The organism is Roseateles sp. NT4 (assembly GCF_051857475.1).
Classification (GTDB): Bacteria; Pseudomonadota; Gammaproteobacteria; order Burkholderiales; family Burkholderiaceae_C; genus Pelomonas.
Map to the genome: position 1 here is coordinate 1,367,959 of NZ_JBPZGZ010000001.1, position 11,059 is coordinate 1,379,017.

Sequence of the window (11,059 nt, forward strand, 5' to 3'; positions counted from 1 at the left end):
GACCGCCGATGGGCTCACTGCTCCTGCCGACCTCATGCGCCGTAGCGGCCGGTTGCCGCTGGAAAGAAGTAAGCAGCTAGAGCGCGTCAACCAACGATTTGCTCGTGGTACTGTGGACTGCATGAAGTGTGCGCTGTGCCTGCTTGATCGTCCGATACGACGCTCTCACATCGTGCCGGAGTTCCTGTACCTTGGTCTATACGACGAGAAGCACAGGTTTGAGCAGATAAGCGCCGATCCGCTAGAGGCCAACAAGACTCTGCAGAAGGGGTTGCGCGAGCCACTGCTTTGCGACGATTGCGAAGGCTTATTCGCCAAGTGGGAACGGTACGTGAGCATGGTTCTTCGGGGCGGCGCGCCGATCAGCATCAGGCAGGAAGGCGACCGCCTGCACCTTAGCTCTCTGGAGTATCAACCCTTCAAATTACTCCAGATGTCGATACTCTGGCGCGCGGGCGTGTCGACGCTGCCGGCCTTCAGCCAGGTCCAACTTGGCCCTCATGCCGAGCGCTTGCGGAAGATGCTATTGAGTTCTGACCCTGGTCCACCGGATCAGTACGGCTGCCTGATATTCATGGTCATGAATGAGCAGACATTGGTGGAAGGACTCGTAGTGCCGCCCACGTGGGCTAGGCTGCACCAACACAAGGCGTACCGGTTTGTCTTCGGAGGCCTTGCGTTCCTGTACCTAGTCACAAGTCAGCCCGTCCAACGCTTCATTGCTGAGCATTTCCTCCAGACGTCCGGTTCGGCAGTCGTCAGGCTTCAGCAGATCCAGGAAATGAAGTACTTGATCAAGACGATCAACGAGATATCCAACCTGGGAAAGCTCGACAGCAGCGACGCCTAGGCCAAGTCGCTCGCCAGGCTGGCCAGGGTCTCCGGTGCGATCTGCACATGCGCCGGGTAGTGGGTGTGGTCGCAGCCCAGCCTGACGCCGGCGCCGGCCTTGACCGCCTGGCGCATGGCCGCGCTCAGTTCGAAGCGCACGAAATGCACGGCCGAGGTCTTCTCCTCGTTCTCGCGGTCCAGGTCTTCGTCGGCGATGGCATAGACGCGCGGCTGGCCTTCGACCTCGACGAACATGCGGTCCTCGACACCGATGAGCCGCGCCAGCTCGCGCTTGCGCTCGTTGGGGTCGGGGTACTCGATGAGCATCGTCGCCTTCCAGTTGCCGCCGTCGGGCACCAGCGGCGCATAGGCGTCGATCTCGCCCTGGATGCCCTCCTCCTCGAAGATCTTCTCGATGCGCAGCATCTCCTGGATCTGATAGCGGATGGTGCGTTCGTCCTCGAACTGCAGGTTCAGGTGTTCGCCCAGCCGCACGCTGCGCAGGCGGCGGTGGGCCACGATCGCCGCCTTTTCCACCTTGCGGAACTTGGCATAGGCCTCCAGCGTCATCAGGCTGTCTGGCGTGATGGTCATGGTGAGATTCCGTAGGCGGTGCGCAGCAGGGTCAGCGGGTGGGCCACGGCCTTGGCTGGCGTGCCGGCCTGGGCCATGCCTTGCGCGATGTGGTGGCTGGCCAGGGCGCAGTCGCTGGCGATGACATCAGGTTCGTCCTTGGCCATGGCCTTGAAGACGGGCTTGCCGATCTTCATGGCCACCGGGTGGTAAGGCGTCTTGACGCCATAGGTGCCGGCATGGCCCGAACAGCGCTCGACGGTGTTGAGCTTGACCTCGACGCTTTGGCCAATCAGCTTGAACATCTCCTCGGTCTTGCGGCCGATCTTCTGCACCCGGCCATGGCAGGGCACGTGATACGACACCTTGCCGAGAGCCTGCTTGAAGTCGGTCTTCAGCAGGCCGTCCTTGTGGCGGGCAACGAGGTATTCAAACGGGTCCCACATCGCGTCCTGCACCAGCTTGACGTCGGCCTCGTCGGGGAACATCAGCGGCAGCTCCTGCTTGAACATCAGCGTGCAACTCGGGATGGCCGACAGGATGGCAAAGCCATCCTTGGCATAGGGCGCGAGAACGGCGATGTTGGCGGACTTGTGCTTCTCCACCGTCTGCAGGTCGCCCAGCTCCAGCTTGGGCATGCCGCAGCATTTTTCCTTCTCGACGATGACATAGGGAATGGCGTTGTGCTCCAGCACCTTGATCAGGTCAAAGCCGATGCCGGGCTCGTTGTAGTTGACGTAGCAGGTCGAGAAGATGGCCACCTTGCCGGGCGTGCGCTCACCGTGGGTGACGACATGCGACAAGGCCTTGGGCGCGCTCCAGCGGAAGCGCTGGGAGGCCAGTTCGGGTAGCCAGGCGTCCGGGTGCACGCCGAGCTGCGAGTCCATCAGCTTGCGCGCGAACTTCGTGCGGTTCACCGCATTGACGGCCTGCACGACGATGGGGATGCCGGCAAACTGGCCATGCACGTCGGTGGACGCCAGGAACTTCTCGCCGCCCCCCACCTCGCCCTTGCGGAACTTGATGGCCTTGGCGCGCAGCATGGTGTGGGGGAAGTCCAGGTTCCACGGGTGCGGCGGCACATAGGGACACTTGGTCATGTAGCAGAGGTCGCACAGATAGCACTGGTCGACGACCTTCCAGAAGTCCTGCTTGTCCACGCCGTCCAGCTCGCCCGTCCTGCCCTCGTCGACGAGGTCGAACAGCGTCGGAAAGCTCTGGCACAGCGACACGCAGCGGCGGCAGCCGTGGCAGATGTCGAAGATGCGCTCCATCTCGTGGAGGCAGGCGGCCTCGTCGTAGAACTCCGGGTTCTTCCAGTCGAGGGCGTGTCGAGTGGGCGCTTCGAGGTTGCCTTCTCTCGCTGTCATGTCTGCCTCTCGTCCAACGGTTACGTTGGCCGATCTCCCGAGGAGATGGCGGGCCGGCTAGGGGCGGCCCGTCGCTCGGCCCGCCGCCACGCCTTCACCTGTGCGCATGCGGCGATCAAAGAAAACGGCTGCTTCCCGGCAGCCATCTCGGGTCAGTCGACCAGGGCGTCCAGCGCCTTCTGATAGCGGTTGGCATGCGAGCGCTCGGCTTTGGCCAGCGTCTCGAACCAGTCGGCGATCTCGTCAAAGCCTTCGTCGCGCGCCGTCTTGGCCATGCCCGGGTACATGTCGGTGTACTCGTGGGTTTCGCCGGCCACGGCGGCCTTCAGGTTGTCGCGCGTCGGCCCGATGGGCAGGCCGGTGGCGGGGTCACCCACGGTTTCCAGGAATTCGAGATGGCCATGGGCATGGCCGGTTTCGCCTTCGGCCGTGGAACGAAACAGCGCCGCCACATCGTTCTGGCCTTCGATGTCGGCCTTGTTCGCAAAATAGAGATAGCGTCGGTTGGCCTGGGACTCGCCGGCAAAGGCGTCCTTCAGGTTCTGCTCGGTCTTGGATCCTTTCAAGCTCATCGCAGTCTCCGGTGGGGGAAAGCCGGCACGCTACTCCCGGGCAAGCCAGGCTAGCCAATCGTTAGCTTCAATGCACCTCATAGCAGGCCGCTATACCAGCGCAGGCCCAGCAACTGGCGCGCGATCTGGTGGGAGCGCCCCTGGGGATCGGCCAGGTCATGCAGCACCGTGAAGTGGTTGCAACCCGGCAAAGCCTCGCAGACGGGCACGGCGCGCGCGCCCCAGGCCGAGCGGATCAACTGGTTCTGGCGCTGGTACTCCTCGCTCTCCTGCTCGCCCACCAGGGCGACCAGGGTCTGCGGGGTACGCGGCGGCGGAAAGTGGATGGGACTCAGCCGGCGCGCGCTGGCCGCGTCCAACCTCAGATCAGCCTGCAGGAAAGGCAGCTGGCACAGCGGCGCCAGGTCATGCAGGCCCGAGATCGACATCGCTCCCTGCACCAGGCGCCGCGGCAGGTCGCGGCCCACGAGTTTCCAGTCGCAGCAGCTCAGCATGGCCGCCAGATGACCACCGGCGGAGTGGCCGAGCAGCACGATGCGACTGGGGTCGCCGCCATGATCGGCCGCATGCCGCCAGGCCCAGGCCACGGCCTCGGTGAGCTGCATGGCGATGCGCTCGATGCCGACGTCAGGACATAGGTCGTAATTGGGCACGACGACCAGGGCCCCCTCGTCGGTGAAGCTGGCGGCGAGGAAGGAATAGTCCGACTTGTCCAGTGAACGCCAGTAGCCGCCGTGGATGACGATGAGGACGGGCGCGAAGCCACCGCCTTGGTCGGGCGTGAAGACATCCAGCGTCTGCTTGGGATCGGGCCCGTAGCGCAGGTCCAGGTGGCAGCTGGATCGTTCGCGCACAAGTGCGGAAGCCTGGGCCCAGCGCCCGAGGATGTCGGCACTGTCGGTCACGCGCTGGCGGTTGTTGTACTGGGCCTCGAACCAGGCCGTCGGCTTGCGGGGCGTCATGGGCGAAGACGATAGCAGCCACTTCGCGTGGCTATACTTTCTGCGTCGCGTGGGGGGGTAGCTCAGCTGGGAGAGCGCCGCGTTCGCAATGCGGAGGTCGGGAGTTCGATCCTCCTCCTCTCCACCAACCGATGCCGGCCTCCAAGGGCAACCTTGGAGGCTTTTTCATTCGGGGCTGGACATTTGGCTCGCCATGAAATACTGTATGCAAACACAGTATTTTCGGAGGCTCACCGTGACCTTCCCCCGATTGCTCCTCATCTCCCAGCCGCCCACCGACGTAGAGCAGCTGATGTCGGCCGCCGTCGCAAGGCATGGCCTCGATCAGCGCCTGGGCGACGCCATGTTCCCGGCCTCGAACTGGCACCAGACCTGGTCGGACCGCTACCTGGACACGCCGTCCATGCGCAGCGTGCTGCGCCGCGTCGGGGCCGGCATCGCGGCCGAGGCTTTCACGCTGACGCTGAACCGCATCGGCGGCCGAGAACACTGGGCTTTTCTGACCCATGGCCGTCCGCCCGGTTTCGACGATGTGCTGGAGTCGGTCCTGACCGGCCTGCTACGGGAGGGTTGCGGCGAAGGCCCGGGCCACTCACCTCATGTGACCCTCAGCTATCGGGCGCCGGAGCCGCTGGTGCCGATCTACATCGACCCCATTGCCTGGCCAGTGCGCGAGGTAATGCTGGTTGTGGGCGGCAGCCACGAGGAGTACGACTACGAGATCATCGACCGTTGGTCCCTGCAGGCCGTGCCGGCAGACCTGCAAGGCTGCCTGTTCTGAGCTGAACAAGCAGGACCACGCGGCGTTGTCCGACTTTTTCGAAGCCCAGCAGCCGACACGGCCGGCATGGCGGGATTTCTATTCTGACTGGCGTGGCATCTCCCTTGCCCGCGGCAAGGGAACCACCCATCAAGCCAAAGGAGATCCCCATGACGAAGCAAATCCGCACCTCCCGCCTTTTGTGTGCCCTCGCGCTGATCGGCCTGGCCGGCACGGCTTCGGCCAACCTGACCAAGCCTGTGTATTCGCAGGCCAAGGACGAGGTCAAGGCCATGTTCAAGGCCGAACGCGACAAGTGCAGCTCGCTGGCCGGCAACACCAAGGACGTGTGCGTCGAACGCGCCAAGGCCCACGAAAAGGTGGCCCTGGCCAACCTCGAATACCAATACACCGGCACGGTCAAGGATCACAACGACTACCTGGAGTCGCGCTATGAGGCGCGCTACAAGCTGGCCAAGGAAATGTGCGATGACAAGTCCGGCAATGCCAAGGACGTCTGCGTCGCCGAAGCCAAGGCCGAGCATGACAAGGCCAAGGCCGATCTGAAGGCCAACAAGAAGATCGCCGCCGCCGAGGCCGACGTGATGGAAACCAAGCTCAAGGCCGACTACAAGGTCGCCAACGAACGCTGCGACTCCCTGTCCGGCGACGCCAAGGACAGCTGCCAGGCCAGCGCCAAGGCTCGCTACTTCCAGTAATGACATCGCCCGCCGCGATCAGCGCGGCGGGCGAAACTCATAGCCGCCGGACCTCTTTGTTGAGGTGCCGGCGGTTTCACATCAGCGGGGCGCGCTGGCTGCCGGGACGGCTGGCAGCAAGGACTGCTGCACACCATCGGCCACCGCGACGACGCGGCCAGCCTGGGGCAGGCTCAGACGGTTGTCCACGCCACGCACGCCCTGCGGCGCGCCCGCCAGCACCGTGGCGCGTTCCTTGGCCGCGGCATCGGGTGCCGGTCCATCCAGGCGCACCACACCAGCCGACGTCGTCACCTCGATGCGCGATGCGCTCAGTGCGGGATCGGCTGCCAGGGCGGTCTTCACCTTGAGGCTGATGCCGGTGTCGTCGATGGCCGTGCCAACGCCATCCACCGCATTGCGCGACGCCTCGACAGCGGCGTTCTGTGAATCCGCCACCGTCCGTCCCATGCGCTGGCCCAGGCCGCGCACGTTGGCGACCGTGTCATCCAGCTGGGTTCCGACGCTGCGGGGATCCTGCAGGCTGGCCACGGCAATCGCCGTGATGGCGGCACCGAGCCCAAGGGCAAGCACCCAGGCGCCGACGCTCGAACGTCGCCGCGGTAGATCGGCGTCGCGCCAGCGGCGGGCGCGGGGTGTGATCGTGGCATCGGTGGCCTGACCGTAAGGCGGCAGACGGTCGCGCCAGTCTTCTGCTTCGGGGCTTGTGACGGGTCTCATGGCGATCTCCTGATGGGCCCGGCGGGCCTCACGCAGCAAGTCTGGCCGGCCGCGGTGTGCCCCCCCATCAGCGGGCGCAGACGGCCACTGTAGGACCGCGCGCCACTGCGTCGCCACGTTCACCAAGGCTTCCGTTTGTCCGATACCTGCTGCCGCCAGGGACCGACACGGCAGAACACGTTGGCTGCCCATCATTCAGTACACGACTTACCAGTGTTGCTGCCATGAAGCTCCACCTGCTCCTTCCCCTGCTCGGTTTGTCCTTGACCCAGGTTGTGCACGCGCAGATGGGCACGACCACCACCGTCAACCTGGCAGGCCAGGCCACGCCGCAGTACGCCCCCGACCCCGAGCTCAACTGGCGCGACCCGCAGTGGCTGAGCCGCCAGCGCGAACGCTCGCGGTGGAGCTATCAGATGGGCTTGGAGCAGCAGCTGCGCTCACCGGTCCAGTTCGGGCCGCAGGCCTCGGTGCGCGAGGCGCTTTGGGCCGGCGTCAGCTATGACTTCAGCGGCAAGCTGCGCGGTGGCGTGGAGACACCGGTCTGGCAACGCGACAGCGGCTGGGCTTCGCGCATGGCCTTCGAGCGGCCCAAGGGCCAAGGCCTCACCGGCCTGCGTGGTGCCTTCTCGTACCAGTTGAGTTCGCAAAGCCGCCTCACCCTGCGCCCACAGGCACGCCGCGTCATGCTGAGCTATTCAGCGACCTGGTAAGTGAGGGAAAGCGGGCCGGAGCGCGATCAGCGCCCGCCCGCCGGCAGATCCAGACCATTGACCACGGAACCATCGGCGAGATCGGCGCAATAGCTGATGAGCGCCTCGAGGTCGCGGCACTTGTCGAACACGCGTTCAGCGCCCAGCCTGGCGCAGCGGCGGCGCACGTCGTCGGTGGCGTAGTTGGTCAGCACGATGCGCCGCGCCGAAACACCCAGACGCTGGGCGGCCTGCAGCACGCCCAGTCCGGACCCGGAGTTCAGGAAAATGTCGACGATGACGATGTCAGCCTTGCGAGCTGACTCGCGCGACATCCAGTGCACAGCCGACTCCTCGTCGGCCGCGCTGCCAATGACTTCCACGTTGGCCAGTTCCTCGAGCGTGCCCGCCAGGTTCTCCCGGATGACCGGGCTGTTCTCGACGAGGAAGGCACGCACGCAGGACATGGCAACGCTTTCTCAGGCTCTGGCCATCCAGTCCTTCAACTCGTCGGCATGCTCTTCCTCGTCGGCCAGGATGTCCTCCAGCAGGCGCCGGGTCGTCGAGTCCTTGTCGCCCACGAGATGGATCATCTGGCGATAGCTCTCGACGGCCACGCGTTCGGCGATGAGGTTGGACTTGATCATGGCCTTGAGATCGTTCACGGCGTCGTAGTCCGCATGGCTGCGGTCCGGCATGCCCACCGGATTGAAGTCCGGTTCGCCGCCTAGCTGAACGATGCGCTCTGCGAGGCGGTCTGCATGGCCCAACTCGGCGTTGGCGTGCACGAGGAACTCCTGGGCGATGCTGGGCGATTCCAGCCCCGTGGCCATGAAGTGGTGCCGCCGGTAACGCAGCACGCAGATCAGCTCAGTAGCCAGCGCGCCGTTCAACAGCTGAACGATGTCGTCACGCCAGGGCCCGTAGGCCGGCGTGACGGCACCGTCGCTGAGGTCGGAGCGAGCCGCCTTCAGGCCAGCCTCATCCAGTTTCAGCGGCGTATGCATGTCAGCCATTGCGTGCCACCACCAACTGGTTGTCCACCGAGCGCACGCCATTGACGGCCGAGGCCAGGGTCGTGGCGCGGGCCTGCGAGCCGGCGTCGGGTGCCGTGCCCGTCAGCGTCACGCGGCCGTCCTCGGCGCGCACGTCGATCTTGGTCGCCTTCAGGCGGTCGTCGGCCATCAGCGCCGCGTTGATCTTGGTGACGATGGTTGCGTCGGTGGCAGCTTCAGAAGCCGCAGCGGTCGCGTCCTTCAGCTTGACCTCGGCCTTGTCCATGGCTTGGCGAGCATCGGCCTTGGCCTCAGTGCCGGCCTGCTTGGCATCGGCGATGGCGCCATCCAGCTTCTGGCCGGCAGTGCGCTGGTCATCATGCTTGCTGCAGGCGGCCAAGGCGGCCACGAGGGCCAGGGCGCCGATCTGCGCGGCGCGGGAGGTGGTGATGCGGTTCATCATGCGTCCTTTCTTCATCGCTGAAGCGGTTGGGAAAACGATGTGGCCAACTGTGGCTGCTGCGTCTGCGCCGCAGCGGTGACCACGGTGCCAATCGGCTGTCGGACAACGCCGACTCGTTGCCACTGGCGCAATTCCTCGCCATGGCGAACATGTTCACGGAGGGTGTCGACCAGGGCCATCAACAAGGCGGCGCCAACGACAGTGCCGAACACCAGCACCAGCCACAGCGGCGGTGGCGGTACGAGACGGGACAGGCTGTCGGTCAAGGTTCTCATCGCTCGCTCCATGAGGGCCGGCATGGCCGTGGCCAGACTTTGCAAAACCGCAGCGTTTCCGGCTGCCGGTGGCTCCCGCACGGAACCGTAGGACAAGCGCCCGGCCTATAGGCCTTGTAGGACAGCGCTGATCGCGCATGCCGTTTGCCATAGCTACGCTTTACTCGTACTCACAACTGATTCGGAGCGCAACATGATTCGCATTGGCATCGTTGACGACCACGCCATCGTGCGGTCCGGCCTGCGCCAGTTCCTCAGCGAGAACGTCGACCTGCGCGTGACGGGTGAAGCCGGCAACGGGCGCGACGCTCTCGACCTGGCGCGCGGCGGCGAGGTGGATGTGCTGCTGATGGACATTTCCATGCCCGGCCAGAGCGGCGTGGATGCGCTGTCGGCCATCAAGACCCGCTTCCCCGAGCTGCCCATCCTCATCCTCAGCGGCTTCCCGGAAACCCACTACGCCACGGCGCTGCTGCGCCAGGGCGCCAGCGGCTATCTGAACAAGGAATGCGATCCCGAGGAGATCGCCAACGCCATCCGCACCGTGGCACGCGGCCGGCGCTACATCAGCCCGACGGTGGCGGAATTGCTGGCCGACGGCGTGGCCGGCGGTGGCACCGACCGGCCTCTGCACGAGTCGCTGTCGGAACGCGAACTGCAGGTCTTCCTGCGCCTGGCCAAGGGTGAGACCGTGGGCGACATGGCCAAGGCCATGTTCCTCAGCGTCAAGACCGTCAGCACCTACCGCACCCGGGTGCTGGAGAAGATCAAGCTCGAGACCAACAGCGACCTGACCTATTACGCGCTGAAGAACGGCCTGATCCAGTAAACCCAGCAAGGGGATCCCGGAAATGACAACGGCCCCTCACGGGGCCGTTTGCGTTTGATCGCCGGTTCGGCTCAGCGGCCGATATTCAGCGGCGACGCCGAGGAGGCACGCGACTGGGCGGCAATGCGGCGCTCGAGGTCGGCGTGGTCGATGGCGTCCGACAGATAGCTTTCGTCGATATCGGACTGGGTCTCCAGCGTCAGGGCGCTGCGCAGGGAGGAGAAGAGGTTGTGGATCAGTTCCATTTGGGCTGGGGTGGCTCTTGGCCGGTTGCGTTTATCGGGTAAACCCTATTATAGGGTTAACACCATGCCCGCACAACCCAAGCTTCGTGAACTGCGTCACCCCGGCTCGAGGGCCAGCCCGGCCTGGGCCCAGGCCTCGATGCCGCCCCGCAGCACCTGGGCCTGGTGCCCTTGCTGCTTCAGCCAGATCGCGGCGCGCACCGCGGAGGCGTCGCCCGGGCAGGCGCAGTAGGTGATGAACACCGAAGCCGCCGGCCAGCCGGCCAGGGCGGTTTCGCCCAGGGCGCCCATGTCGAGATGCCGGGCGCCGGGAATGCGGTTTTCCAGCGGCATGGTCGGCGAGCAGGCGCGCACGTCGACGAACACGATATCGCCGCGTTGCTGCGCCAGGGCCAGGGCCTCGGCGGGGCCGAGGCGCTCGAAGCGATCCAGTTCCCGCCTGACGACGGCGCGCCGCCACAACCGCCAGCCGATATAGGCCAGCAGGGCCACGCCAGCCAGGGCCAGGGCGACACCGCCCAGATGGCTGAGGGCATGCAGCACATCGTCGATCTGCTCATGGAACAGCCGCCCCACGCCGATGGCCACGCCGGCCCACAAGGCCGAACCCAGCAGATTCCAGCCGACAAAGCGCGCGGCCGGCATGCCCAGGGCGCCGGCCAGCGGCGGCGCCAGGATGGACAGGCCCGGCACGAATTTGGCGATGACCAGGGTCAGCACGCCACGGCGGGCAAAGCTGGCTTCGTTCTGGCGCACGCAGCTGTCCGGCGAGATGGAGATGCGGCACAGCGTCGCCAGCACGCGCCGGCCCAGGCGCTGGCCGGCCCAGAACCACAGCCCGTTGGCCACCAGGGCGGCCAGCGTGGCGACGACAAAGCTGCGCAAGGCGAATCCGTCCCGCGTCGCCGACTCCACGCCCGCCAGCAGCAGCACCGGCGTGGACGGGATGGGAGCGCCCAGCTGTTCCAGCAGCACCGCCAGGGCGACGGCCAGCAGGCCGTATTCGGAGAAGAGGTCGTTCAGCATGATTGGCTGGCGAGGATAGTCGGAACA

16 protein-coding genes and 1 tRNA gene are annotated in these 11,059 nt (G+C 65.5%); 6 read left to right on the forward strand and 11 right to left on the reverse strand.

Going from position 1 to position 11,059, the window contains the following annotated elements; genetic code table 11:
• Positions 1 to 34: 34 nt before the first annotated feature.
• Positions 35 to 850: a hypothetical protein gene (locus ACS5PN_RS06325; RefSeq protein WP_439463080.1), complete on the forward strand. Its 816-nt coding sequence runs from the start codon at positions 35 to 37 to the stop codon at positions 848 to 850.
• Here the strand turns inward: ACS5PN_RS06325 and ACS5PN_RS06330 are convergent.
• The 4 genes from ACS5PN_RS06330 to ACS5PN_RS06345 form a co-directional block, all read right to left on the reverse strand.
• Positions 847 to 1,425, reverse strand: coding sequence for a DUF3501 family protein (locus tag ACS5PN_RS06330; RefSeq protein ID WP_439463081.1), 579 nt, complete (start codon positions 1,423 to 1,425; stop codon positions 847 to 849). The genes ACS5PN_RS06325 and ACS5PN_RS06330 overlap by 4 nt on opposite strands.
• On the reverse strand, positions 1,422 to 2,774 hold the full coding sequence (locus ACS5PN_RS06335) for a (Fe-S)-binding protein (protein ID WP_439463082.1): 1,353 nt from the start codon (positions 2,772 to 2,774) through the stop codon (positions 1,422 to 1,424). The genes ACS5PN_RS06330 and ACS5PN_RS06335 overlap by 4 nt, the downstream gene beginning before the upstream one ends.
• Before the next feature lie 152 nt (positions 2,775 to 2,926).
• Positions 2,927 to 3,346, reverse strand: coding sequence for a rubrerythrin family protein (locus ACS5PN_RS06340; protein ID WP_310260518.1), 420 nt, complete (start codon positions 3,344 to 3,346; stop codon positions 2,927 to 2,929).
• A gap of 77 nt (positions 3,347 to 3,423) precedes the next feature.
• A complete protein-coding gene (locus ACS5PN_RS06345) occupies positions 3,424 to 4,308 on the reverse strand; it encodes an alpha/beta hydrolase (protein ID WP_439463083.1) in 885 nt (294 codons plus the stop codon).
• A gap of 51 nt (positions 4,309 to 4,359) precedes the next feature.
• Here ACS5PN_RS06345 and ACS5PN_RS06350 point away from each other — a divergent pair.
• From ACS5PN_RS06350 to ACS5PN_RS06360, 3 genes are all read left to right on the forward strand, one after another.
• Positions 4,360 to 4,435 (forward strand) — tRNA-Ala (locus ACS5PN_RS06350).
• A gap of 108 nt (positions 4,436 to 4,543) precedes the next feature.
• On the forward strand, positions 4,544 to 5,089 hold the full coding sequence (locus tag ACS5PN_RS06355) for a 2'-5' RNA ligase family protein (RefSeq protein ID WP_439463084.1): 546 nt from the start codon (positions 4,544 to 4,546) through the stop codon (positions 5,087 to 5,089).
• Positions 5,090 to 5,238: 149 nt separating this feature from the next.
• Positions 5,239 to 5,787 (forward strand): hypothetical protein, encoded by a 549-nt coding sequence (locus ACS5PN_RS06360; RefSeq protein ID WP_439463085.1) that lies wholly within the window; start codon positions 5,239 to 5,241, stop codon positions 5,785 to 5,787.
• Between the two features lie 81 nt (positions 5,788 to 5,868).
• On the opposite strand, the gene ACS5PN_RS06365 is transcribed toward ACS5PN_RS06360, so the two are convergent.
• Positions 5,869 to 6,507 (reverse strand): BON domain-containing protein, encoded by a 639-nt coding sequence (locus tag ACS5PN_RS06365; protein WP_439463086.1) that lies wholly within the window; start codon positions 6,505 to 6,507, stop codon positions 5,869 to 5,871.
• Positions 6,508 to 6,731: 224 nt separating this feature from the next.
• Between ACS5PN_RS06365 and ACS5PN_RS06370 the strand changes: the two genes are divergently transcribed.
• A complete protein-coding gene (locus tag ACS5PN_RS06370) occupies positions 6,732 to 7,220 on the forward strand; it encodes a hypothetical protein (protein ID WP_439463087.1) in 489 nt (162 codons plus the stop codon).
• 26 nt (positions 7,221 to 7,246) lie between these two features.
• Here ACS5PN_RS06370 and ACS5PN_RS06375 read toward each other — a convergent pair whose 3' ends face one another.
• Genes ACS5PN_RS06375 through ACS5PN_RS06390 form a run of 4 tightly spaced genes read right to left on the reverse strand, consistent with a single transcriptional unit; the run spans position 7,247 to position 8,932 of the window.
• Positions 7,247 to 7,666 (reverse strand): response regulator transcription factor, encoded by a 420-nt coding sequence (locus tag ACS5PN_RS06375; RefSeq protein ID WP_439463088.1) that lies wholly within the window; start codon positions 7,664 to 7,666, stop codon positions 7,247 to 7,249.
• Positions 7,667 to 7,678: 12 nt separating this feature from the next.
• Positions 7,679 to 8,215 (reverse strand): ferritin-like domain-containing protein, encoded by a 537-nt coding sequence (locus tag ACS5PN_RS06380; RefSeq protein WP_439463089.1) that lies wholly within the window; start codon positions 8,213 to 8,215, stop codon positions 7,679 to 7,681.
• Positions 8,208 to 8,672, reverse strand: a complete 465-nt coding sequence (locus ACS5PN_RS06385) for a BON domain-containing protein (protein WP_439463090.1) — start codon at positions 8,670 to 8,672, stop codon at positions 8,208 to 8,210. Before ACS5PN_RS06385 ends, ACS5PN_RS06380 begins: the two co-directional genes overlap by 8 nt.
• Positions 8,669 to 8,932 carry a hypothetical protein gene (locus ACS5PN_RS06390; protein WP_439463091.1) on the reverse strand — a complete coding sequence of 88 codons (264 nt, stop codon included), beginning with the start codon at positions 8,930 to 8,932 and terminating at the stop codon, positions 8,669 to 8,671. The genes ACS5PN_RS06385 and ACS5PN_RS06390 overlap by 4 nt, the downstream gene beginning before the upstream one ends.
• Positions 8,933 to 9,125: 193 nt before the next feature.
• On the opposite strand from ACS5PN_RS06390, the gene ACS5PN_RS06395 reads away from it, so the two are divergent.
• On the forward strand, positions 9,126 to 9,761 hold the full coding sequence (locus ACS5PN_RS06395; protein ID WP_439463092.1) for a response regulator: 636 nt from the start codon (positions 9,126 to 9,128) through the stop codon (positions 9,759 to 9,761).
• A 71-nt stretch (positions 9,762 to 9,832) separates the two neighbouring features.
• Here the strand turns inward: ACS5PN_RS06395 and ACS5PN_RS06400 are convergent, their stop codons facing one another.
• Both ACS5PN_RS06400 and ACS5PN_RS06405 read right to left on the reverse strand, forming a co-directional pair.
• The gene (locus ACS5PN_RS06400; RefSeq protein WP_439463093.1) at positions 9,833 to 10,006 is read right to left on the reverse strand and encodes a DUF3563 family protein; all 174 of its coding nucleotides are present in this window, start codon (positions 10,004 to 10,006) and stop codon (positions 9,833 to 9,835) included.
• Between the two features lie 96 nt (positions 10,007 to 10,102).
• Positions 10,103 to 11,032 carry a VTT domain-containing protein gene (locus ACS5PN_RS06405; protein WP_439463094.1) on the reverse strand — a complete coding sequence of 310 codons (930 nt, stop codon included), beginning with the start codon at positions 11,030 to 11,032 and terminating at the stop codon, positions 10,103 to 10,105.
• Positions 11,033 to 11,059 lie beyond the last annotated feature (27 nt).